Source organism: Microcoleus sp. A006_D1, assembly GCF_036702805.1.
Lineage (GTDB): Bacteria > Cyanobacteriota > Cyanobacteriia > Cyanobacteriales > Microcoleaceae > Microcoleus.
In genome coordinates this window covers 24,812-49,210 of the sequence record NZ_JAUBVZ010000005.1, presented here as the reverse complement: position 1 = coordinate 49,210, position 24,399 = coordinate 24,812, and the positions used below count along the sequence as shown (strand labels likewise).

The following is a 24,399-nucleotide window of genomic DNA, read 5'->3' as shown; positions in this document are numbered from 1 at the left end:
GTAGTTAAAGCGTTTCACAATTATAGTCGGGTTTGACACTAACAATAGCAGGGTTGTTCCCCTAATTATTAATTTTTTTGACTCTGGGTGCTGGGGAGAAACTCAGCGGTTGAAACCGGGCGGTTGAAACCGCGTCTATACAAACAAAACCCGGATGGTGCGCGGGTTGAAGAGCAGAACGAGTAGTATCAAAATCGATCGATCGCACTCAGGATGCCTACACCACAAGACTTGTTGAAGAAATATATTATAATACGGTTCAGAAGACTGGGCGGTTCCAAACCGCGTCTATACAAGCTTGCACCCGATCGAGCGAGGAGTTGAAGAGTGGGCGGTTAAAATTACGTTATCCTCTCTTAGTCCCTCCCTTGCTCGGACATCGTTTGTGTAGAAGCGGTTTCAACCGTACGTCCGATCCTCAAATTGCGGTAATTCTGATGTTGTTAGAGCCACCACCTCAACTTGTCGGAGAAAAGCGCCTCACCTTTCGCGATCTCGATTGGCGCGCCTTCAAGCAAATTCAAAGTTTGCTGTCGGATCGCACCCGCGCCCGGTTTACCTACGATAACGGAGTGTTAGAAATTACCAGAGGCCTCGAAGGACACGAACGCTCTGCTCGCTTGATTGAAAGATTTATCTCAATTCTGATCGTTGAGATGGGGATGAAAATGAAGACGATGGGATCGACTACGCTCGATCGCGAAGACTTACTCAAGAGCGCCGAACCAGACAATGGATATTATATTCAGAATTATGCCTTAGTTGCCGATCGCCCAGTTAATTTAGATCTCGATCCAGCCCCCGATTTAGTCGTGGAAGTGGATATTACCCATACGGATCTCAATAAAAATACACTCTATGCGAGTATGGGCGTGCCTGAGTTTTGGCGGTTTAACGGGCGGGTATGGCGGATTCTGCAATTAGTCGATGGGGCTTATGTCGAGTGCGATCGATCTCCGACTTTTCCGATTATTGAAAAAACGGATTTATTTCGGTTTCTAGAAGTGGCTTTCATTGATGAAGTTGCCGCAGAGATTGATTTTCGTCAATGGGTGCGACAGCAGATTCAAGGCTGAGTAGAGTAAGTGCGATCGCACCAAAACTAGAATAGCCTTATTTAGCAAAAAACGATCGCCATTTTGGGACAAAGCGATCGCCATTTTTTCAACAATTAGTTAACAACTATTAGCAATTACTAATCAAGCTGCTGCTGCTGCTGCTGCTTCTTCTTCTGAGTCTGTGGCTTCAGAACCTGCTTGAATTCCCAACACAGTAACCACAACCTGCTCTGGTTCGCCGAGAGCTACCACTCCCGCAGGCAAAACTAATTCGTGAATGTGCAGCGCATCCCCTACTTTTAAATTAGAAATATCTACTTCAATTGCTTCAGGAATGCTGTCAGGTTTGCACTTAACTGCGATTTGCGTCAGCACGGTATCCAAGATGCCGCCTTCTAACTTGACGCCGACAGCTTCGCCGACAAAACGCAGCGACAGTTCAACTTCGAGGCTGTCTTGAGTCGCCACGGAGAAAAAGCTCAGGTGGTAAGGAAAGCCTTTCCAAGGATGAACTTGAACTTCTCGGAGCAAGGTTTTTCCGCTCCAAGAGAGTTCGGGAATGCTGAGGTCAATTAGGGCATTGTTGACTACGTGCTTTTTGAGCAACTGTTCAACTGTTTTGGCTTTGATTGTAAGGGAAATGGATTCAGAGCCTTTGTGACCGTAGAGGACGGCGGGAATCATTCCTGAGCGGCGGAGGGCGTTAGGCTTGCTGCCTTCTGCCCGCTTTTGACATTCTACTGCGAGTTCCATTTTCTGACTTTCTGTTGATTGTTTTCACATTTTACCAGAATTGTGATATTGCGATCGCACTTAATTAAACGACTCGCTGAAGATACCGATAATTTTCATTTTCTACACACTTCAGCAAGTCTAACAATTTCCTCAGACGGTACGTTCCTGCTTGGTATTCTTCTTTGAGAGGGGAATCACCCAGCTTAGCAAGGACGGTATCGCTTTCGCAGATGATTGCATCGCGGAAAAAATTTCTAAACTTCTGGCGAATATCTTGATCTAACTCAACTAAAGGTAGCTTTTCCTCCTCTTCATCTATCAAAATATTTCTGGGGACAGATTTGCCAATTTTGGAAAATTCTGATTTTGCCAACCACTCATAAACGTCTTCAGACATTCCGACATAGTGCGGTGGCTGATTAGTTTTGAAGGCATAAAAAATCATGTCTAACATTAGCTTTCCTCCTGACCTTCCTGATTCAACAACTTACTCTCTGGAAAATTTTCGACCCAAGCTACATCTGCTTTGTCGAATACAACCTTAGCTGGTTTAGTAATTCCCCCTGTGGTAATAACTCCAATTACAGTTCCTTTTTGACATATTTCCTTAGCTTTTGTCGAATCTATTTTTTTGTTTTTCCAGGCTTTGATTTCAATATGCGGTTCATTCATGATTATTTATACTTTTTATTGTTTTGATAAATTAACCATTTAATTCGATATGAAAATTGCGGAGTAGCTGTTTAACTCGTGGAACATCTTGCTGGTTGACTATCAAAATATCACCTTTGGGATTGTTTCCGGTTGTTCTTTTGGCTTGTATTCCTTCTTTGCTTAATTCCATTATAAGCCATCCAATCATATCTCTGTGAACTTCTAGCCGTGCTATCAGTTCATCTTCGTCAGTCATTTACTTGACTCCCTGTAAATAAGGATACACTTGACCTCGCCGTGGGTCAAGTGCACTAAATCTGCTGGAACCTTAAACTAAGTAGGTAGTGGCGAGACTGCCAAAAGCTTTGAGTATGATTGGTTGATACCCAAAATGTATTTTAAAGGCAACATCAGGCTGGCGTACCATCAACCGACAACAATCCCCGCTTCGGGCCGTGAATCGGGTCTTCGACAATAATAGTTTGGTCGCGGCTGGCTCCGAGAGATACAATGGCGATCGGCACTTCCATCAAATCGGCCAAAAACTTCAGATAATCCAATGCTTGCGGCGGCAAATCTTCCAAATTGCGGCAGTCTTCCGTAGACTGTTTCCAACCGGGAAGGGTTTCATAAATGGGTTTGCACCGAGCAAATATCCGAGAACTTTTCGGGAAATCGACACAGCGCTCGCCGTCAATTTCGTAAGCAACGCAAACTTTTATTTCTTCTAATTCATCCAAAACATCTAGTTTGGTGACAGCCAGACAGTCAAGGCCGTTGATGCGGACTGCGTAGCGGCCGATTACCGCGTCGAACCAGCCGCAGCGGCGTTTCCTGCCGGTTGTTGTGCCGAATTCTGCACCTCTCTCGCCCAAGATTGCGCCAACTCCATCTACCATTTCGGTAGGGAAAGGGCCTTCTCCGACGCGGGTTGTATAGGCTTTTGCGACGCCAATGACTCGATCGATCGCTGTTGGCCCAACTCCCGTTCCCACACAAGCGCCGCCCGCGATGGGATTGCTGGAAGTAACATAAGGATACGTGCCGTGATCTAAGTCTAATAAAGTGCCTTGCGCGCCTTCAAACAGAATATTTTTCCGCGTGTGAAGTCCCTCATAAATTTTGAGCGAACTGTCTACTACGTGCGGCCGCAAACGTTCCGCATAAACTTGATATTCATCAAAAACATCTTGCGGATTCAGAGGCGGCAAATTATAGAGTTTTTCGAGAATGACATTCTTATGATGAATCGTCCATTCTAGTTGTTCTCGGAAGCTTTCCAAGTCCATCATGTCGAGCATCCGAATGCCTGTACGTTCCGACTTGTCGGCGTAAGTAGGGCCGATGCCGCGTCCCGTTGTCCCGATTTTATAATTTCCCCGCTGCTCTTCCGATGCTACATCAATTAATCGGTGATAGGGCATCGTCACATGAGCAGTCTGGGAAATCATCAGCGAGGCCGTCGAAATATTCAGTGCCTCTAGCTGATCTAATTCTTCAATTAAAACTTTAGGGTCAATGACCGTGCCGCAGCCGATGATACACTCTTTATCAGGGTAGAGAATCCCGGACGGAATCAAGTGCAGCTTGAAAGTCTGACCGTTGACTACTACCGTGTGACCGGCGTTGACGCCCCCTTGGTAGCGGACAACGATATCTGCGGATTTGCTGAGCAAATCGGTAATTTTTCCTTTTCCTTCATCGCCCCACTGGGCGCCGATCACAACTACGTTAGCCAAGGGTTTCTCGCGTTCAGCTCAGGTTGACACAAACTCTGATTATGTACTAATCCGTCTCGGATGTCAAATATATTTTTGTTACAATTAAGAGCGTTGAGGCTGTATTGCTCTCAATCAAAGACTCCCAGCACGATCGGGGGACTTCCGAAAGCTAGAGATAGAGATGTAGAAGGCAGAATTTAAAACTGTCAAGCTGAGTAAAGCTATGGCGGGTATCTACTTGGAGGCATCAAGATGACTTTACACGCTGAGTTGCACCGCCATCTGGGCGGTTCTGTGGTTCCTCGGATTCTGTGGCGCTATTTCGATCGCCACAATGCTGAAATGGTAGAGAGATTTCAACAATACTCTGCTTTTGAGGATTTTTACACTCGTCCGCGCAATACTCTCGATGAGTATCTGGAATTGCACACGCTGGTAGAAAGTGTTCAAACTGTTGAGACTTTGCCTTATTTCATCTATCGGTTGATGCGGGGCGCTTATGTGTTTGAAAATCTGGCTTATTTGGAGTTGCGCTATACGCCTTATTTGCGGACTCCAGAGCATTTGGATCAGTCAAAACGCATTGATTTGATGGCAGAAATTGTACAAGTTGTGGGTAAGGCAAGTCAAATTAGCGATTGTCCGATTGTTACTAGCCAAATTTTGTGTATGCACTCGCGCTTACCCTATGAGGTGAATCGGGCGATCGTGGATTTGGCGGCGCAGATGGGAGAATATGTTTGTGCGATCGATCTTGCGGGCGGCGATGCTGCTATTGGCGATCGCCTGGATGAGTTTGTCGGATTATATCAGTACGCAAGGTCGATCGGCATTAAGACGACCGGCCATCTCTACGAAACTACCTCTGGCTGTTATCCCGAACTTCTGCCCTATCTGATGCGGATCGGTCACGGGATTCAAATTCCGTTAAAATATCCCGAACTGCTGCCAGAAGTCGCGCGCAGGGGTCAATGCTTGGAGGTTTGCCCGACTACCTATCTCAAAACGGGGACGTTGCAGGATATGCGGGAATTGAAGGTTGTATTCGATCGATGTTTTGAGGCTGGTGTCGATATTGCTATTTGCACCGACAACGCGGGATTGCATAACGTGCGGCTGCCTTTTGAGTACGAGAATTTGTTAACTTTGGATATCATTGATTTTCGGCAGTTGCAAGCGTGTCAAGATGCGGCTTTCCGTCATGCTTTCGCGTGGCCCTACGGGGAGAGGCCTGTGAAGATGCTGACTGGTTTGTTGCAGCATGAGTCGGTTGGTGCGATCGAGAATTAAGTCAATTAAAGCGCGATCGTCAATTAAGATGCGATTGTGAATTAAAATGCGATCGTGAATTAAGATGCGAACGTGAATTAAGATGAGACGGCGGTTGAAACCGCGTCTACACAGACAAAACCCGCCTCCGCGGGTTGAAGATGAGACGGCGGTTGAAACCGCGTCCACACAGACAAAACCCGCCTCCGCGGGTTCAACACCGTATGGTTAAAATTACCTTATTTTCGACCGTCCGCGGAGGCGGACATCGTTTGTATAGACGCGGTTTCAACCGCCAAGTCTTCTATAAATATAAAAGGATAAAAAAACATGACAAATATGGACGCTTATTGGATGCCTTTCACGTCGAACCGACAGTTTAAGGCCAATCCGCGCATCTTGGTTTCGGCAAAAGATATGCACTTTACAACCGATGATAACCGCTCAATTTTAGATGGAATTGCGGGGCTTTGGTGCGTGAATGCAGGACACTGCCGCCCGAAAATTATTGAGGCAATTCACAAGCAAGTATCGACTCTAGATTATGCCCCACCTTTTCAGATGGGACACCCCGGCGCTTTTGAATTAGCGGAACGTTTGGTGAAGATGATTCCGGGTAATTTCGATCGCGTTTTCTTCACTAATTCGGGTTCTGAATCTGTAGAAACTGCCTTAAAAATTGCGATTGCTTATCACCGAGTTAGAGGTGAAGGAACTCGCCAAAGATTGATTGGTAGGGAACGTGGTTATCATGGTGTTGGTTTTGGTGGCATTTCTGTCGGCGGTATCGGTACAAACCGTAAAATGTTTGGCAGTTTGTTGACAGGAGTTGATCATTTACCTCACACTCATAATTTAGAACACAATGCTTTCAGTCGCAAACAACCGAAATGGGGCGCGCATTTGGCGGATGAATTGGAACGGATTGTGGCTTTGCATGATGCGTCTAATATTGCGGCGGTAATTGTCGAACCTGTGGCGGGTTCTACGGGGGTTTTGATTCCGCCGCAAGGTTATTTGCAGCGGCTGCGGGAGATTTGTGACAAGTACGGGATTCTGCTGATTTTTGATGAGGTAATTACTGGATTCGGCAGGCTGGGTTCTAGTTTTGCTACGGAATATTTTGGGGTAATTCCCGATATTGTGGCGACGGCGAAGGGGATAACTAACGGTACTGTGCCGATGGGGGCGGTGTTTGTGAAGGAGGGAATTTATGATACTTTTATGAATGCTCCCGAAAATGCGATCGAGCTTTTTCACGGTTATACTTATTCTGGGCATCCTGTGGCCTGTGCGGCTGCTTTGGCGACGCTAGATATTTATGAGGAAGAAAGGCTGTTTGAACGGGCTGATAAGTTGGCTGATTATTGGGAAAATGCCGTTCATTCTTTAAAAGGTGTGCGCCATGTAATTGATGTTCGCAATTTGGGACTTGTGGCGGGGATTGAGTTGGAATCTATCCCTGGGAAGCCGGGGAAACGGGCTTTTGATTGTTTCTTGCAGTGCTTTGAAAAAGGGTTGCTGGTTCGGACTACTGGTGATATTATTGCTTTGTCGCCTCCGTTGATTATTGAGAAGGAACATATTGACATTCTTTTGGAAATATTAACTACGGTTTTGCAGGGATTGGAGTGAGATTAAACTAAAATCTCAGAAACCGGGTTTTTGCCCAAATCTCCGACTGTAATCAACTATTCTGGAAAAAACCCGGTTTCTCGCCACACCCAAAATCTCAGAAACCGGGTTTTTGCCCAAATCATCGACTGTAATCAACTATTCTCGAAAAAACCCGGTTTCTCGCCACACCCAAAATCTCAGAAACCGGGTTTTTGCCCAAATCTCTGACTTTAACCAACTATTCTGGAAAAAACCCGGTTTCTCGCCACACCCAAAATCTCAGAAACCGGGTTTTTGCCCAAATCTCCGACTGTAATCAACTATTCTCGAAAAAACCCGGTTTCTCGCCACACCCAAAATCTCAGAGAAAGAGCCTCCGGATCTGCGTTACCAGACACAGCATAGATCAAACAATCCCAAATCCCAAATCGCGATGAGCTCACAACGCCAACAAGCCTATCTCAACCTGATAAATAAAATCCTAAACTGTCCCAAGGGCAAAGAAGCGGAGATATTAGCTACTCACTGGGAATTGGCGGATGATGGCTTGCTGGCGGAAGTACAGAAAAAGGCAAATCATTTCAGAAAAAAAGGGAAATTAAATAATGCTAAGCAGCTAAAAAAAATGGCCGGGGCACTGCGGAAATTTTTACCTGTATTAGAGGCAGACAGACTGTTAAAACAAGGAAATGGCCAGTATCAAATTAGTCAATTTCGAGAAGCTTTGCAGTCTTATGAAGGGGCATTAATTATCTATAAAAAAATCGGATTTCGCGATGGAGAAGCGTTATGCCTCCACGGTTTGGGCGATGCTTTCCAATCCCTACAGCGATTCCACACGGCTATCTATTTTCACAAACAGTATTTAGAGATTTCACGCGAAATTGGATATAGCAATGGAGAATCTGCTGCCCTTTGCAATTTGGGCATTGCTTACAATTATTTAGGGCAATACCACAGGGCGATCTATTTTCTCGAACAGTCTTTAGAGATTTCATGCGAAATCCGAGATCGCGATGGAGAAGCTCTTACCATTTGCAATTTAGGCATTGCTTACAATTCCCTAGGACAATATGACAGGGCGATAAAATTTCACCAACAGTCTTTAGATATCTCACGGGATATCGGAGATCGTGTGACAGAAGTTCATTCCCTCGGCAATTTGGGCAATTCTTGCTATTCGCTAGGGCAATTCGACAGGGCGATCGAATTTCACCAACAATCTTTAGAGATTTCACGGGAAATTGGATATCGCCAAGGAGAAGCTTTTTCCCACGGCAGTTTGGGCGCTGACTACGAATCCCTAGGGCAGTTATCTAAGGCGATAAAATTTCAGCAACAGTCTTTAGAGATTGAACGGGAAATCGGAAATCGCAGAGGAGAAGCTCATTCTATTGCCAATTTAGGTAATGTTTACGCATTCTTAGGGCAATATGACAGGGCGATCGAATGTCATCAACAGTCTTTAGAGATTAAACGGGAAATCGGCGATCGTGAAGGAGAAGCTAATTCCCTCGGCAATTTGGGCATTCCGTACCAACTCCTAGGGCAATACGACAGGGCGATCGAATTTTACCAACAGTCTTTAGAGATTCATCGGGAAATCGGAAATCGAAAAGGAGAAGTTAGTGCCCTCCACGGATTGGGCAACAGTCTATTCAATGACAACCAACTTGTTGAAGCTGAAACAGCACTCTATGCTTCAGTCCAAAATTGTGAAACTCTGCGTTCCGAGTTAGTAAATAACGACCATAAAGCTTCAATCTTTGAAACCCAAGAAAAGAGCTATCTCCTGCTACAAGAAGTCCTAGTCGTCCGATCTAAATTTGCTGAAGCCTTAGAAATATCCGAGATGTCCCGCACCCGCGCCTTCGTCGAATTATTACAACAAACCCTATTAACAAATGATGTCCCAGCCAACGACCAAACAAATAGATTATCAATTGCCAAAATCCAACAAATCGCCTGCGATAGAAACTGCATAATAGTTGAATATTCCATTGTCAATCCAGAAATTTACATTTGGGTAATCCAACCAAACGGCAACATCACCCATCGCGCCGCCAACCTCGAACCCCTCAACCAACAAAACCAAACCCTCAAACAAATCATCCTCAAAACCCGCGTCTCCATCGGCACCGAAGAAACCGACGACGCAGGCAACAAAATTCAGCTAGAATCCCAGTACAACCGAGACGAAACAGGCTGCTTTCCCCTACTGCAACTCCTCCATCAAATCCTGATCGAGCCCATCATCGACTTACTCCCCACCGATGCCAATTCCCCCATCATCTTTATCCCCCACTACGACTTATTTTTAGTACCATTCGCCGCCTTGCAAGATAGCAACAACCGCTACTTAATCGAAAATCATACCATCCTCACCAGCCCATCCATCCAAGTATTAGAAATCACCCGCGAACATCAAAACCGAGTGCGAGGATTGAGACAAGCCGCCCTAATTGTCGGCGATCCAACCATCGCCGCCAAATTCAAAGAAAAGCCCTACAAACTCCGCCAAATTCCCAGGGCAAAAGAAGCCGCTGAAGCCATCGCCGCAACATTAGGAACCCAAGCAATTAGCGGCGAAAATGCCACCAAAGTAGCCATTTTAGACAGAATGCTAAACACCCGCATCGTCCATTTATCCGCCCACGGACTCCTCGACGATTTCCAAGGTTCCGGCATTCCGGGCGCGATAATTTTAGCACCATCAGGAGATGACGACGGCGCAATTCATGCCGTGGATATCCTGCAATTAAAACTCGATTCGGAACTTGTAGTATTGAGCGCGTGCAGCACCGGGCGCGGTAAAATTACCGGAGATGGAGTCATCGGATTGTCGCGCTGCTTCATCCTCGCCGGAGTCCCCAGCATCATCGTTTCCCTGTGGAATATGGGAGTGATTTCAGCCAAGTTGCTAATGACTGAATTCTACCAAAATTTAGCACGGGGCGACAATCGAGCAGCGGCCTTGCGGTGTGCTATGCTAACCACAAAAGCTCGATTTCCGAGTCCCATAGCTTGGGCTGCATTCACCTTAATTGGCGAAACCGAAACTTTACCGCTGTCAACTGAAAAAATAGATTTAAGGAGTCTCAAAATGTCACTTCCCGATGATGCGAAACCTGAACAAATTGTGGCGGCTTTTAGTAAGTTATTGAAAATATCGGAACCGCAATTTGTGGCAGAATTAGCAGCGATTGATATTGGTGCGATGGATAATGTGAATGTTATAGCTGAAAGAATCAAGGATTGGTGCGAAACTAAGCCTCAAATTGAAGAGAATTTGGAGAATGAAATTTATCAAATGGGTGCGGGCGGGACTGATAGTGATGCGCCGGAGGAAGTCGTGAGGGAGTTTTATGAGACGTTGAAGGAAAATAAGATTCGATTGGGTTTGTCTGGGGATTCTGTGGTGGTTGAGACGGATACTTTGGGCACGGAATCGACATAAAAATACCCAAGATTAAGGAAACCGGGTTTTTTCCCAGAGCACGGGCTGTGACCAATTATTATCGAAAAAACCCGGTTTCTGGCCACCCAAGATTAAAGAAGTTTCTGGCCATGTATTACCATCAAAGAAACCGGGTTTTTCAGGGTTTTTCGGTGGTGATACGATATTCTCGTAAAAAAACCCGGTTTCTGGATTCTCGCAAAAACATATTACAAATTCGATTATGCAGGAACCACCGCAAATTAAAAATCCCAGCATTACCCTCTATCCTTTCCACCTGCGGAATGATGGCGATGAAGGCTATGACGTAGTAGCCAAAAATGCTCAATCTCTGTGGGAAAATTTAGCAGATAATGTCGGCACACAATTTAACAGCAACCAACTAAAATCCCTCAGAGATAAACTAATTTGTTACAAAGACAAACAGTATTATCCCAAGGGCGAACAGGAAAATCCAAATAATGGCAAATTGCTGATTTTCGATGGCAAAACTCTGGATTTACAACCAATTACTCAGCCAGATTTGCCCAAACTTTTTGGTTCAATCTATCCTCTGCGAATTTATGATACTTACACCGCAGATTTGACATTTTATTATAAGAATGTCACAATGAAAGTAGTGGATTTAAATCAATTAAATCCCCAAGGTTGTTTGTTGCCCAACGCAATTAAACCATCCCTCGGACAAACTTTATTGTTGTACGCCGCACCAGCAGTTTATGATACTTACCGCAAGCTAGCTGATGAATGCGTTACAGCTTTTGTCCACAATCAACAGCAAGCTTCACCGGAGTTTCGCGGGGAAGGGATATTATTCGGGAGTCCGATTTTTGAGTATGACAGCCGAGAAGATGATGCAGCTAAACGGTGTCACATTCTAATATGGTTGCAAGATAATTCCCAAACTTTGCAATTCGCAACCACAACATTTAATTCTTATTTGATAAATCTATTATGTTCTCGTGCTAAAATTGTATTTGTGTATCGCGAAGCTCGAAAAAAGTATCGCCAAGCACAGCAAATTGTCGGCGAGTTAGAGAAGAAGCTTGCTGAATTTGGTGAAATTGAAACTGAACAAGATAGACAAGTTAAATTGCAGAAATTGAAGGATTTTTTGGCTGAAATTCGGACTAAAATGTTGGCTTGTGCTCAGCAAGTACGGTATTTGCAGGAAGATAGAAATACAATCGATATTAATGCTGAAAATTATGCTGAGATGTTGACAAGAATTAGAAGTTTGTCTATCGAAGGTGATAATCTGGATTTTTGGCAGAGGTTTCTAGATTTAGCTGAGGGTAAGTATCAGCGGCAAATTGAAATTGATTTGAATTATCTGATTGCTAGTCAAGATTTGTTCCAGCAGTCGATATCGACTGTGCGCGGGATGGTGGAAATCGAACAGGTGGAATTCGATCGCGAAAAGGAAGAAAGAGAACGTCAGCGCGATCGCGAACAAATACAATTGTACAGGCAAAAGGAAGAAGAGGAGAAAAAGCGCGATCGCCAACTTGAGAATATCATCTTTTTTGTCGGAACTGCGATCGGTGGCGGACAAATCTTCTCCGCAGCCTATCCTCCGATCAAGGAGACACGGATTCAATGGCAACCGGATTTTTCCCTCCCGTTGCATCCCTCTGCTGAGGCAATTCTCTGGAGTCTCCTATTTGGCTTAGTATTTGGCTTGTTAATGCTGGGTATCGCCGTGTTGATTAGGAAAATATTTCGACAGTAGCGCTATAATGATTGATAACCAACGACGAACGACGAATAACTATGGTACTGTTAACCGCAAAAGTTTCTGCTAACGAGTTGGCAAATTTGGCTGTAGATTTGATTCGGAAATCTGGGTGCGAATACGGTGATGTCCGTTTTTGCACTTACCGGAGGCAAAGTTTGTATGCGCGCGATCGATCTTTAAGCAATATCTCCGATAATGTAAGTTCCGGTTTTGGCGTGCGAGTCCTGCTAGACGGCGCTTGGGGCTTTGCCGCCAGTCACAACAAAACACCCGCAGAGGTTGCCAGAATCGTCGCTTTGGCTGTGGAAATCGCTAAAGGCAGCCGCTTGACTCAAAAAGAACCGGTGCGCTTAGTTCCCGTCGAAAAATATGTCGATACCTACATTAGTGCGATCGCAATTGACCCGTTTTCTGTCCCCGTTGCTGACAAAGCCGAACTTTTATTAACCATCAACGAGCGCCTGCTAGCACACGAATCACAAGGCATCAAAAAAGCTTATTCTTTTTTGACATTCAACCGCGAAGACAAGGTTTTTGCATCCACAGAAGGCTCGCTAATCGAACAAACAATCTACCGCAGCTATCCGGGTTTTGGCTGTACGGCAATTGCGGGCGGCGATGCCCAAAGTCGCAGTTACGAACGCCCGCCCCTAAACATCGGTTACGAACATATTAATCCAGACGATTTGTTGAGTCAAGTCGCCAGAGTAGCCGCCGAAGCAATTGAAAAAGTCGCTGCGCCGAAAGTCCCGGCTGGTATTTGCAAATCCCTGATTCTCAAGCCGACAAATTTATTTCTGACAATCCACGAATCCGTCGGACACCCAACAGAATTAGACCGGGTTTACGGCTACGAATCGAATTTTGCTGGCACGAGTTTTGCTACTACCGATAAGTTAAATAAGCTGCAATACGCTGCACCTTGGGTAAACTTCAAGTGCGATCGCACTCAACCCCACGGTCGCGGTACAATGGGTTACGACGATGAGGGTGTAAAATCACAAGATTGGTACGTTGTCAAGGATGGAATTTTAGTTGATTATCTCACTGACAGAGAGACAGCTTATCGCCTCGGACGCGGTAGCAGCAACGGTTCTGCTTGCGCTGACAGTTGGTCGAGCGTACCGATGGTGAGAATTCCTAATTTGGGATTGGAACCAGGCCCGGATGGCGGCAGTCATACTGCTACTTTGGATGAGATGATTGCTGATACCGAAGATGGCATTTTAATTGATGGTATTGGCAGTTTTTCAATTGACCAACAGCGGCGCAATTTTCAATTCGGTGGTAATGCTTTTTGGAAGGTGGAAAAAGGTAAAGTTGTCGGTATGTTGAAGGACGTAACCTATCATTCAATGAGCACTGATTTCTGGAATCAAGTAGATGCGATCGGGCCTGCTTCCGAACGGGTTCAGTGCGGTACTAATATGTGCGGAAAAGGTGAACCGATGCAGGTTGCTCAGATGACTCACGCTTGCGTGCCGGTGCGCGTCAGGGATATTCAAATTGGGTAATAGGGCATGGGGCATGGGGCATAGGGCATAGGGCATTAGTTAGTTGTTAGTTGTTATTTGTTATTTGTTGGTTGTTGTTAGAGATAGTAAGCATTCTCTATTGCTCATGCCCATGCCCCATGCCCAATGCCCAATTCCCAATTCCCAATTCCCAATGCCCAATTCCCAATTCCCAATTCCCAATTCCCAATTCCCAATTCCCATCATGACTTTAACAACGTCGCCCGCAATTTTAAGTGAAGACCAAGCCTTATCTTTACTAGAAAATGTAGTTAAACAATCGGCAGCAGAAGCAGTATTTGTCAGTCTCTCTACTGGCGAAGAATCTCTTTCGAGATTCTCGGAAAATCAAATCAGCCAAAATATTAGCAAGACTGTATTTAGCCTCAACATTACTAGCTATTTCGGCAACAAAAGCGCCTCCGCTGCTGTTACAGAATTTGATGAAGATGCGATCGCCCAAACCATCAAGCGATCGCAAGAACTCGCCCGAATTGCCCCCGCAGACCCCGAATGGATGCCCTTGCTGCCCCCTCAAACCTACGATCTACCCGGGCCCGCGTTTGATGAAGCAACAGCCGCTGTATCGCCTCTAGCGCGCGCGGAAATGGTGCGACAAGCCTGTGCGATCGCATCTGGCGAAGGCGCGGAAGCTTCCGGTACATTGAGCGCTGAGGCTTCGCTATACGCGATCGCCTCGTCAACCGGACTCCGCGCCTACAACCAATCTACAGAGGCGAATTTCGGCTTTACAGCCCGCATTGGAGACGGTTCTAGCTGGACGGAAAGCACGGCTTGGGGTATCAATCAACTACAAGTATCTCAATTAGCAGCACAAGTTGTCGATCGCGCGAAAGCCTCCCGCAACCCCCGCGAAATCACTCCCGGCGTGTATCCTGTAATCTTTGATGGTGCTGCGTTTGCAGATTTGCTACCGTGGATAATTTGGGGTATGGATGCGCGGGCGGCGGATGAGGGGCGATCGTTTATGTCGATCGCCGATGCGGAGGGAAAACCCGCTGGAAACCGCGCGGGGGAACAACTTTTCAGCCCGTTAGTGCAGGTGCAGCGCGATCCGGCTCATCCTTTGTTGCGATCGAATAATTTCTTCGGCGACGGATTGAGCAATAACTATTTGGAAATCATCAAAAATGGCATTCCTCAAAGTTTATCTTATTCGCGCTACTGGGCTGCACAAAAAGGCAAAGAAGCGAAAGGTGCTTATTACCCGATGGTGATGACAGGTTCCGATCAAAGTATAGCAGATTTAATCGCTCAAACTGAACGCGGAATTTTCGTCAGTCGATCTTGGTATGTCAACTACGTGAATCCGAAAACATCGGAAGTAACGGGCATGACTCGCGACGGTACTTTCTGGATTGAGAATGGTAAGATTGTTTACCCGATTAAAAACTTCCGTTTCAATCAAGTTTTACCTGATATGTTGCGCGATGTGGATGCAGTTGCCGAGGTAAAACGTTACGGTAGCAGTGTCGTACCCGGAGTGCGCGTGAAAGCTTTTAATTTCACGAGTATTACTGACAGCTTGTAACTGGCACATTTACCACCAATTGTAGGGGCGGGTTTTACCAACCATCTTGACCTAAAACTAATTAACTTGTAAACCCGCCCTACCCCTTGCTTTTATAAATAAAACATTAATTCACTCCAAAAATGCCAATTATAGATATACGTCCAGTTCAAAACGAACAAGAATTAGAAGATATGTTTGATCAGCGGTGGCTGGTTTTGCGATCGCCCCTGGGCATGGAAAGAGGCAGCGAAAGAGACAATCACGAGAACGGTGCTTGTCATATCATAGCAGCAACGGGCGATCGCACAATCATCGGATCGGGCAGACTCCGAGAATTATCGCCAAAATTAGGCAGCATCTCTTATATTGCCGTACTTCCTGAATTTCAAAACCAGGGAATCGGCACTAAACTGATGGAAAAATTGATCGCACAAGCTAAGGAAAATAATTTTACAACACTGAGACTGATGTCTCGCATTAACGCCGTTAAATTTTACAAAAACCTCGGATTTGTCGAACAAGACAATCCCTTTAATCACTTGGGAATCCCGCACATATTCATGGAGTTGAAGACGGCGGTTGAAACCGCGTCTATACAGACAAAACCCACCTCCGCGGGTTGAAGACGGCAGTTGAAATTACGTTATTTTCTTTAGTCGGCGGGAAAGCGGACATCGTTTGTATAGACGCGGTTTCAACCGCCGTCTCTCTTAGTCGGCGGGAAAGCGGACATTGTTTGTGTAGACGCGGTTTCAACCGCCGTCTTATGTGAGCATTAGATGCAATCTCACATTATCTCGACCAATATCGGCTGCGGAATTCCCGGATAAATGACAAACTTTGACTCCTCTTTTTTCGAGTAAAAGTAAGAATCCTTGACAAGATACTTGACAAACTCTGACTCTTGCTTCGCACCACAGGAACCTTTCAGCCGAACTGTTTTAGTTTCATCTTTGACTAAATCAGCCCGATAGGTATATGTGCCATCTACTTTTTCAAAAGTTAATTCAGCAACGAAACCATCATTTTCGGGATGTTGCTCAACAATGCGCCCTGCAACTTTGTAATTGAACCAATCCCACCCGTAGCGGATAATAAATTCTCGTTCCAAAACCTGAATTTGGTTCGGCAAAATCCCCCAACCCCGATAAACCTTATTCAAACATTCAATATCGCCAGTGCGCGTTAGAATAGATTTGAACGAAGTGCGATCGAGATTTCCGTAATATCTGCCGTCAGGCAAATCAATCGCAGTCGGTGCAAGGCGATGTCCGCCAAAGTGACTAGATTTCCAAACACGAACATCACTCAATTCTAACTCCGAAATCAAAGCCGTTGCTTGGGCATAAAAAGGATTGCCATATCTGGCGCAACATCTATCATGACTCCCGTGAGTACAAACCAAAATATCTCTACTTGGGTTATCTTCAACTTCGCAATCCGGGGTTCCTCCAGCCAAATAGCTTTTAACAATTCCCGCTACTTCTTCAATGTTATTCGCATTAAATTCGTACTTTTCGTAACCGCCAAAAAGTTCTTGACTTTTGTTGTCATAAATCAAAACTTTGCGCTTGTCAGCACATTTAGTTTGGTCACTATTTATCAATAGAAATCTGATTTTTTGCTTTGAATACTCTACTTCCTCTACCAAATCCCTGAGATTCTGGGACACTTGTTTGGAATTAAAAGCTTCTGATTCCCAAGGCAAACAGCATTCAATTAATACATAGGTTTGGTAATTAGTAGCGCTACCAATAATATCCTCTTGAACGCATTTAGAAGCATCAGCGCAAAAAAAAGTATCTGTCATTTTCTACCTCATTATGTGTAATCATAAACTGCTCTGTTAACGACTCATTCATCACAGCTAGTCATTTTCTCTAGTTTTAACCAACAAAAATAATTCCGTCAAGCACTAGCCTCGACAAAAGCGGCACTATATCTATTTCCCAATCATAATCCGGCAACCAATCCATGACATCCTCTCCTGTAAAAAATTCTGTAATGAATAAATTGTCCATAAATTTACCAGTTACTCCTTTGAGAGATACTTCTTTGCTTCCAACAACGATTTTGTATCCGCACCCGTCAGGCAATTCGCGAATCCTCACCCGCTGAAACTGGGGAATTCTAAACTTAGTTTGAATGCCACAAGGAAAAATGTTGAAGCCTGCTTGATAAGGGAGAGAGTATTTCGCCACAGGTTTGGCTAAACTATCTAGGTAGCTGCTGTACTCTTCTCCAAGATTTTTACTGTTTGCGTAGCGGTGCAATTCAGCAATTAAATTATTTACACTTGTATCTATCGAATCTGGATTTATTCGCAGCGGTAAACTTTTACGCCACTCTTCTTGCTGCCGCAATTCGCCAACCAACCATTCTAAAAGGTCAATTCCTGTTTTGCCATGAATTCCTAATGTTAAATGCAGCGACGGTTCATCTGAAGCAACTGCATAATGCCAATGTCCGCGCGGTATGTAAAGGACATCTCCGGGGTGCAAAGTGCAGGTTAAATACGGCGGGGTTTCTGGTGGTGGAAAAGTGGAGGATTTTTGGTCGATCAGCGGGTATTTAATTGTGTCGGCAAATACATACCACTGCTTGATGCCGTCTGTTTGCAATATAAAAACTTCGTGGGTGTCGTAGTGGGAGGAAAACCCCTGTTTCTCCGGCCAGGAACAGTAGGCGTTTACTTGGTTTGGATAGCCTAAATCTGCTTTTACTTCAGCCGCAAATTCAGCTATTTCTGGGATTAGTTTGTGAACTTGATTGACTATTAAAGTTGCTCCCGATTGGCATAATTTGATGAGATTAGCATTTTCGCTTTCGTCGAGAACTTTTCCTTCTACTGCTAAGCGAATTTCGGGATATTTTAATTCGTGAAAGTTGAGCAGGTAGTTGAGTTTTTCCCAGGAAAATAGGTGTGCAAAGTCTTTTTTTCCTTCGCTCTTAATCACAACTGCTTTGTTTGTCCAGTTGTTATCTAGAAAATCTTTGAGGTTGTATGGTTTGAGTAGATTGGCGAGCGATCGCATAAATTACAAAAATAAACGATAAACTTTCTCAATAAGTTTTGAACAATTGAATAATTGAGGACAATGCTTTGCGCTTGCCCTCAATTACTCCACACTTCCCGACATACAAGGGTAAAATTTATTACTTCTTGCTTGGGGGATGCGAAGTCTAACGGAAAAATCTGCAATTACTCGTTGGTAACATCGCTACCATCGGCATCAACATTGAGCACAGAAGAGATGTTTTTAGCTGTGGCGTGCTTGGCAATTTCCTTGACTTCTACTTGGATTTTGCTAGCGCGGGACAGTTTGAGAGCCGATCCGTTGATTTCCTTTGACATAATTGCCTCCAATTGTTGTAGTACACCCATTTAGCTGAAATATTCCCTGACTGTGACGTTAGGGCTTGAATTCTCAACTTTCACTAGAAGCCTAACATGAAGTCAATAAACTGCACAAGTAATTAATAATACTTTTCAATAAGCGGGCTGCAAGCGTACTTCGCAGCAGTTGCCAACCTAGTTGAGGATTAAGGGTGAATCCCTTCCGCTGCTTGATTCTGGAGGTTTAGCGAGTGCGGTTTAGACCGATCGACCTTTTAACTACAGCGGTCAGCGGGCGATCGCTTATTGATAAACTGATCTGAAAAGTATCAGTCTTTTTGAACAGAGGCATCTACCTTAAGGTAGAGTATTGTTTGTGAGAGTTAGGATTAAAACGAGCTACTATCTGATTAAGGGCGATCGAGAAAAACCAATTCCCAATCCCCAATTCCCAATTCCCAATTATCAATGAATCAATATTTTGCTACAGTTGCGCGCGGTTTAGAAGCTATTGCCGCCCAAGAATTAGAACGTTTAGGGGCGCAGGATGTCAAGCCCGATTTTACAGGAGTTTACTTTGCGGGCGATCGCGCTTTATTGTACCGCGTCAATCTTTGGTCGAGAACAATTTTTCGAGTGCTAATGCCGATCGCCGAATTCCGGTGTTACGACTCAGATAAGCTCTACCGCGAAGTCCAGAAAATCCCTTGGGACGAATACTTAGACGCTGACAATACATTAGCAGTCAACTGCACCGGTGGCAACGACAAGTTAAATCACACCCACTTTACAGCTTTGCAGGTCAAAAATGCGATCGCCGACCAACAGCGCCACCAATTTAACAAGCGTTCGAGTGTTGATGTCGAAAATCCCGATTTACTAATTAACCTTCACATCCATCGAGACCGCGCTATTTTGAGTTTAGACAGTTCCGGCGGCAGTTTGCACAGGCGGGGATATCGACCGGCAATGGGGCTGGCTCCGCTCAAAGAAACCCTAGCTGCGGCCTTGTTAGACATGGCAGAATGGACACCGGATTTACCTTTTTTAGACCCGATGTGCGGTTCGGGAACTTTGCCTTTGGAAGCGAGTTTAAAAGCCTTGAATATTGCACCGGGACTGTTTCGAGAAAAGTTTGGATTTATGACTTGGCGCGATTTTGACGAGCCTTTGTGGGATACATTGTGGGCGGAAGCTGAAAACGGCGAATTGCCTGAGCTTCCAGAAATGATCGCCGGGTGCGATCGCGATTCCGATATGTTAGATCAAGCTCGCACCAACGCCCAGCAAGCAGGCCTTGCAGGTAAGATTCAGTTTGCTCGTACCGAGTTATCCGAGTTAGAAGCACCAGCAGATAGAGGCGTGCTGATTTGCAATCCTCCCTACGGAGAGCGGCTGGGAGATGCTAGCGAATTGGGAGATTTGTACCAGATGTTGGGCGATATTTTCAAACAGCGTTTTAAAGGTTGGAATGCGTTTATTTTGACTGGAAATAAGGAGTTAGCGAAAAAGGTAGGACTCAGAACATCGAAACGAATTCCGGTTTTTAATGGGTCGATTCCGTGTACTTTGCTCAAGTATGAATTGTATTGAATATTTAGATAACATATTTTAGTACACTTCGTAAAAGCCAACATTAATGAGAAGAGGTTAGGCTGAATGAAAATCTTTGAACTTGACGGACACAAGCTCTTTTTAGGAGATGTCTTAGAAGTGCTTTCTAGTGAAATAAAAGACAACTCAATAGATCTAATTTTTGCCGATCCTCCCTATAATATTGGCAAAGACTTCAATGGTTTTCAAGACAAGTGGGAATTTGAAAGCGATTATTTAGAATGGAGTTATAATTGGTTGAACTTATGTGTTAATAAGCTTAAGCATAACGGCAGCTTGTATCTGATGGCATCAACTCAAAGTATGCCCTACTTTGATTTATATTTGCGCGATCGCCTAACAGTTCTTTCTCGAATAGTGTGGTATTATGACAGTTCGGGCGTACAAGCAAAAAAATATTACGGTTCTCTGTACGAACCAATTTTATATTGCGTCAAAGACAAACGAAATTATACATTTAATTCCTCAGATATCCTTGTAGAAGCCAAAACCGGAGCTGTTAGAAAACTAATTGACTACCGCAAGTCTACACCATCAGTATATAATTCTGAAAAAGTTCCCGGTAATGTCTGGGAGTTTCCGAGAGTCAGATATCGTATGCCTGAGTATGAGGAGCATCCTACCCAAAAACCAACATCGTTGTTAGAAAGAATTATCAAAGCAAGTAGTAATGAGGGTGACATTGTACTAGATATATTTTCGGGAAGTTTTACAACATCATTTGTTGCCAAGCAGCTTAAAAGAAAGTCAATTGGTATAGAATTACAAGAAAAGTATCTACAAATAGGATTGCGGAGGTTAGGAATTACCCCGGATGATAGTGAAGAGGATGTGATGTCTGAATTCAACTCCGGTGAACTTTCGCCAAAGCAGCTAACACTAAACTTACAAGTGTGATTAAAATGGAACATGAATTTACAAAAATAATTAAGAAAATTTTAGAGGATAAATTTGGCGAGGTGGGCGAGCAAATATTTACTGAAAGCCACCTAATTTTATATTTGAATATAAAGACTAAATCTGCAAATAAAGGCTCAAAATCAAGAGGAAGTTTTGCTAATTTATACGCTATCTATGTTTTAGTTGAAGACTATTTTGTAAAAAACTTTTATCTAACAGGGATGTATTCAAATTATGAAGGTGCAGTTTATACAAATATTTTTAAGAGACAGCGTGAATTACCATTCGGGCAAAAGCTTCAAAATCATGGGTTGAACCATAGGATGAATGAAGAATTTAAAAAATATTTTCCCACTTGTGGGTTCATCCCAATTTTGAGAAATCCGAAAAATAACAGGTATTGGTTTAACGAAAATTTATTAAAAGTTAAAATTAATGAGAATGAACACAATATAGCAGAAACAGTAATCCACATAATTGATGCTTACGTTGAAGCTAAGAGAGATAGCTTTGAAAAGTTTATTCAACTTTGTAAAGATGCTCAAAGATTGACAGAGGATCAAGTTAGAGAATTTATCAAACAAATGGTAGCGCCAACTGTAGATGCTAGAATATTTGAGATAGTCAGCTACAGTATTTTAAAATACTACTACAATGACCTAGTTATTTATTGGGGCTATGAACTAGACAGACTCCAGCCAGAAAATTTAAAGCTGTTTAAAACAGGTAGGACAAATGCTAATGATGGGGGAATTGACTTTGTAATGAAACCCCTCGGACGTTTTTTTCAAGTGACAGAAACTGTAGATGTGAATAAATATTTCCTAGACATTGATAAAATTGAAAGGTATCCGATAACATTTGTAGTTAAATCTTTAGATTCAGATATTGAAATTAAATCAAAGATTGAAGCACAAGCTCGCAAGCAGTATTCAATCAATGCTATAGTGTCGCAGTACATGGAATGTATAGAAGAAATAATCAGTGTTCCTATTCTGATAGAAAGATTTGAACAAGCTGTTGCCCAAGGATATTTAAGCAATATATTGAGCGAAATTATTAAGCAGAGCAGATTGGAATTTAATTATGAAGATGAGGAAGAAAGTCTGGAAATTGAACTATTAGACATTTCAGTAGAAGATGAATGATTCAGTAAAAAAGTTCGCTTGCTTTAGACAATTATTGTTTCCTTACCTTTCACACCTACACCGGCAACAAAGAAACGTGAGCGGAAACAATCTTCCACCCTTGAGGAAACTTCCGCCACATCTGACTTTGCCGCCCCAGCCGCACGACTCCATCCATCGCACGCCGAAATTCCAGCGTCACAGCCGCTGTGTCTGCACCGAAAGTCACGACTTTTAGATTGTACATTTGTCGATCGAGATTTACAACCTCACGCCCTTGACGAAAAGCCCTCACCTCATCGCCCCCGTACAAATTCTCCGTCACCCCAAACCGCACCACTTCCGGCGCATCCCAGAACAAGTTATCGAGAGTTTCAATATCATTGGTACAAAGAGCTTTTTCATATTTTAAGTACAATTCAGTTAACTGTGCCACCACAGCAGCATCATTGATTTCCGTCATAAATTGGTGATTTTAAAATTATTAATTATTACAATTATTGTTTGCAATAAGGACTAAAGTCCTTACTACAAACGCGGCTAATTACGGGAAATTAATGCTCAATCTTGAGCGAAATAATCTTGTCGCCTTTGCTAATAGCATTGACAACAGACATATCTTCAGTTTTGCCAAAAGTTGTGTGAACTCCGTCTAAATGAGACTGCGGAGAATGGCAAATAAAGAATTGGCTACCACCTGTATCGCGGCCTGCGTGAGCCATCGATAAAGTTCCTGCCAAATGTTTGTTCGAGTTGATTTCACACTTAATTTTGTATCCAGGGCCGCCTGTTCCAGTGCCTTGGGGACAGCCACCTTGAACCATAAAGTTAGGAATGACTCGGTGAAACGATAGTCCGTCGTAAAAACCTTTTTCTGCCAAGTCAACAAAATTCTTCACTGTATTCGGCGCATCCGCATCGAACAGTTCCAAATTGATCGTGCCTTTGTTGGTTTCCATAATAGCGCGGGTCATAATTTCTCCTGGCTTTCTAAAATGAGTGTGCTGTCTGCGTGTTAATTGCGGACTTCGCTTTGATAGCGACAGGTTTTAAGCTGTCGCTATATTTTGGCTTTCCGAAGTGTAGCATACTCCGCCAACTCTCATAGGACTTGTGCAGGCTTTCTGAGCAAACCCGGTTTCGGGCGAAATTTATCGTTACAAAGTCAATATTTTCGGAGAAACCGGGTTGCTTGGCCTCACTGCTATTTTAATTGTTGGTCACTGTTTTGCGATCGGGTTCTTCCTGCATATCATTCATATTAAAAATGAAAGGAACCCGACTCGAACCGCTGCCCATAACCAGCACTTTTGGCATCTGAGCGCCGCCGCTTCTCCAAGCTTCGATCGCCTCTTTTTGCAACACCAAATCGCCGCCTTGAGCCTTCAGAGTTTCTGCCAAAAGTCTTTGAGCTTCTGCCCTACCTTGAGCGCGGTTAATGTCAGCTTGAGCCTGTTGTTCTGCTTCCTGAGCAACATAAACAGCCCTTTGCGCCCGCTGTTCAGCAACTTGTTTCTCTTCCACCGCTTTCGCAAAATCTGTGGAGAATCGAATGTTGACAACGCTTGTATCAAGCACGATTACATCATACTTTGATAACCTTTCCTTAAGTGCACTATCAAAATCTCGTTTCAGTTCACTTCTTTGAGTGATAGATTGTTCAGCCGTTCTCAGTGCAGCCGCTGTTTTAAACGCTTCTTGCGTCTGAGGAGCAATAATCTTTGAAACTATATTCTCCAATGTTCCTTGAGTTCTTCTGACATCAACTATTCTCGCAGGATCGAGGCGAAAATTGATGGCAAAACTAGCATTTAAATCCTGAAGGTCTTTAGTAGCACTCTGGGCTGGAACTTCAAATTTTTGCACTGTTACATCGTATATATCTACCTTGGATATCAGCGGGGGCCTGAAGTGAAATCCCTCTAGCAATGCTCCATCTGTGGCTTTTCCTAAAACGCTGACCACCCCTGCTTCACCCGGATTGATGACAACAAAAGAGTTGAAGCCGAGGAGTAGCGCGACTACTAATAGAATTCCAGCGATTGCTGATGATATGTTCTGGAAATTTTGAGATTTCAAAATATATGCTCCTTTGTGATAATTCAATTATAATGGTTAAATGGA

22 protein-coding genes are annotated in these 24,399 nt (G+C 44.0%); 11 read left to right on the top strand and 11 right to left on the bottom strand.

Translation table 11 applies throughout. The features are described from left to right. Nucleotides 1-437 precede the first annotated feature (437 nt). On the top strand, nucleotides 438-1,076 hold the full coding sequence (locus QUB68_RS10680; protein ID WP_332992042.1) for a Uma2 family endonuclease: 639 nt from the start codon (nucleotides 438-440) through the stop codon (nucleotides 1,074-1,076). A gap of 123 nt (nucleotides 1,077-1,199) precedes the next feature. Here the strand turns inward: QUB68_RS10680 and QUB68_RS10675 are convergent, their stop codons facing one another. From QUB68_RS10675 to QUB68_RS10655, 5 genes are all read right to left on the bottom strand, one after another. Next, nucleotides 1,200-1,811: a 50S ribosomal protein L25/general stress protein Ctc gene (locus QUB68_RS10675; RefSeq protein WP_332992040.1), complete on the bottom strand. Its 612-nt coding sequence runs from the start codon at nucleotides 1,809-1,811 to the stop codon at nucleotides 1,200-1,202. 64 nt (nucleotides 1,812-1,875) lie between these two features. Continuing rightward, nucleotides 1,876-2,247, bottom strand: a complete 372-nt coding sequence (locus QUB68_RS10670; RefSeq protein WP_332992038.1) for a hypothetical protein — start codon at nucleotides 2,245-2,247, stop codon at nucleotides 1,876-1,878. Then, the gene (locus QUB68_RS10665; RefSeq protein ID WP_293252384.1) at nucleotides 2,247-2,465 is read right to left on the bottom strand and encodes a hypothetical protein; all 219 of its coding nucleotides are present in this window, start codon (nucleotides 2,463-2,465) and stop codon (nucleotides 2,247-2,249) included. The genes QUB68_RS10670 and QUB68_RS10665 overlap by 1 nt, the downstream gene beginning before the upstream one ends. A 31-nt stretch (nucleotides 2,466-2,496) precedes the next feature. Continuing rightward, nucleotides 2,497-2,703, bottom strand: a complete 207-nt coding sequence (locus QUB68_RS10660) for a hypothetical protein (RefSeq protein ID WP_332992036.1) — start codon at nucleotides 2,701-2,703, stop codon at nucleotides 2,497-2,499. A gap of 154 nt (nucleotides 2,704-2,857) precedes the next feature. Further along, nucleotides 2,858-4,186, bottom strand: a complete 1,329-nt coding sequence (locus tag QUB68_RS10655) for an adenylosuccinate synthase (RefSeq protein ID WP_332992034.1) — start codon at nucleotides 4,184-4,186, stop codon at nucleotides 2,858-2,860. A 234-nt stretch (nucleotides 4,187-4,420) separates the two neighbouring features. Between QUB68_RS10655 and QUB68_RS10650 the strand changes: the two genes are divergently transcribed. The 7 genes from QUB68_RS10650 (at nucleotide 4,421) to QUB68_RS10620 (ending at nucleotide 15,920) form a co-directional block, all read left to right on the top strand. Continuing rightward, complete coding sequence (locus tag QUB68_RS10650) at nucleotides 4,421-5,458, top strand: adenosine deaminase (protein WP_332992032.1); 1,038 nt, start codon at nucleotides 4,421-4,423, stop codon at nucleotides 5,456-5,458. Nucleotides 5,459-5,767: 309 nt separating this feature from the next. Next, on the top strand, nucleotides 5,768-7,072 hold the full coding sequence (locus tag QUB68_RS10645) for an aspartate aminotransferase family protein (RefSeq protein ID WP_332992030.1): 1,305 nt from the start codon (nucleotides 5,768-5,770) through the stop codon (nucleotides 7,070-7,072). 415 nt (nucleotides 7,073-7,487) lie between these two features. Next, nucleotides 7,488-10,511 carry a CHAT domain-containing protein gene (locus QUB68_RS10640; protein ID WP_332992028.1) on the top strand — a complete coding sequence of 1,008 codons (3,024 nt, stop codon included), beginning with the start codon at nucleotides 7,488-7,490 and terminating at the stop codon, nucleotides 10,509-10,511. Nucleotides 10,512-10,734: 223 nt separating this feature from the next. Beyond that, nucleotides 10,735-12,243, top strand: a complete 1,509-nt coding sequence (locus tag QUB68_RS10635; RefSeq protein ID WP_332992027.1) for a hypothetical protein — start codon at nucleotides 10,735-10,737, stop codon at nucleotides 12,241-12,243. Between the two features lie 41 nt (nucleotides 12,244-12,284). Continuing rightward, nucleotides 12,285-13,763: a TldD/PmbA family protein gene (locus QUB68_RS10630; RefSeq protein ID WP_332992024.1), complete on the top strand. Its 1,479-nt coding sequence runs from the start codon at nucleotides 12,285-12,287 to the stop codon at nucleotides 13,761-13,763. Nucleotides 13,764-13,917: 154 nt separating this feature from the next. Then, a complete protein-coding gene (locus tag QUB68_RS10625) occupies nucleotides 13,918-15,315 on the top strand; it encodes a TldD/PmbA family protein (RefSeq protein WP_332992022.1) in 1,398 nt (465 codons plus the stop codon). A 122-nt stretch (nucleotides 15,316-15,437) separates the two neighbouring features. Beyond that, a complete protein-coding gene (locus tag QUB68_RS10620) occupies nucleotides 15,438-15,920 on the top strand; it encodes a GNAT family N-acetyltransferase (RefSeq protein WP_332992020.1) in 483 nt (160 codons plus the stop codon). Nucleotides 15,921-16,084: 164 nt separating this feature from the next. On the opposite strand, the gene QUB68_RS10615 is transcribed toward QUB68_RS10620, so the two are convergent. The 3 genes from QUB68_RS10615 to QUB68_RS10605 form a co-directional block, all read right to left on the bottom strand. Further along, complete coding sequence (locus QUB68_RS10615; protein ID WP_332992018.1) at nucleotides 16,085-17,107, bottom strand: sucrase ferredoxin; 1,023 nt, start codon at nucleotides 17,105-17,107, stop codon at nucleotides 16,085-16,087. 76 nt (nucleotides 17,108-17,183) lie between these two features. Beyond that, nucleotides 17,184-18,332 carry a cupin domain-containing protein gene (locus QUB68_RS10610; protein ID WP_332992016.1) on the bottom strand — a complete coding sequence of 383 codons (1,149 nt, stop codon included), beginning with the start codon at nucleotides 18,330-18,332 and terminating at the stop codon, nucleotides 17,184-17,186. Between the two features lie 167 nt (nucleotides 18,333-18,499). Continuing rightward, nucleotides 18,500-18,652 carry a hypothetical protein gene (locus tag QUB68_RS10605; protein ID WP_332992015.1) on the bottom strand — a complete coding sequence of 51 codons (153 nt, stop codon included), beginning with the start codon at nucleotides 18,650-18,652 and terminating at the stop codon, nucleotides 18,500-18,502. Between the two features lie 450 nt (nucleotides 18,653-19,102). Here QUB68_RS10605 and QUB68_RS10600 point away from each other — a divergent pair, with 450 nt between their 5' ends. The 3 genes from QUB68_RS10600 (at nucleotide 19,103) to QUB68_RS10590 (ending at nucleotide 22,296) form a co-directional block, all read left to right on the top strand. Continuing rightward, nucleotides 19,103-20,227, top strand: a complete 1,125-nt coding sequence (locus tag QUB68_RS10600; RefSeq protein WP_332992013.1) for a THUMP domain-containing class I SAM-dependent RNA methyltransferase — start codon at nucleotides 19,103-19,105, stop codon at nucleotides 20,225-20,227. Between the two features lie 66 nt (nucleotides 20,228-20,293). Further along, complete coding sequence (gene yhdJ / locus QUB68_RS10595; protein ID WP_332992011.1) at nucleotides 20,294-21,145, top strand: adenine-specific DNA-methyltransferase; 852 nt, start codon at nucleotides 20,294-20,296, stop codon at nucleotides 21,143-21,145. Nucleotides 21,146-21,150: 5 nt separating this feature from the next. Then, nucleotides 21,151-22,296, top strand: a complete 1,146-nt coding sequence (locus QUB68_RS10590) for a restriction endonuclease (RefSeq protein ID WP_332992010.1) — start codon at nucleotides 21,151-21,153, stop codon at nucleotides 22,294-22,296. 55 nt (nucleotides 22,297-22,351) lie between these two features. On the opposite strand, the gene hpxZ is transcribed toward QUB68_RS10590, so the two are convergent. The 3 genes from hpxZ to QUB68_RS10575 all read right to left on the bottom strand — a co-directional run bounded on the left by hpxZ (nucleotide 22,352) and on the right by QUB68_RS10575 (nucleotide 24,354). Further along, complete coding sequence (gene hpxZ, locus QUB68_RS10585; RefSeq protein WP_332992009.1) at nucleotides 22,352-22,738, bottom strand: oxalurate catabolism protein HpxZ; 387 nt, start codon at nucleotides 22,736-22,738, stop codon at nucleotides 22,352-22,354. Between the two features lie 91 nt (nucleotides 22,739-22,829). Next, complete coding sequence (locus QUB68_RS10580) at nucleotides 22,830-23,249, bottom strand: peptidylprolyl isomerase (protein WP_332992007.1); 420 nt, start codon at nucleotides 23,247-23,249, stop codon at nucleotides 22,830-22,832. 235 nt (nucleotides 23,250-23,484) lie between these two features. Then, complete coding sequence (locus QUB68_RS10575; RefSeq protein WP_332992005.1) at nucleotides 23,485-24,354, bottom strand: prohibitin family protein; 870 nt, start codon at nucleotides 24,352-24,354, stop codon at nucleotides 23,485-23,487. Nucleotides 24,355-24,399: the final 45 nt, after the last annotated feature.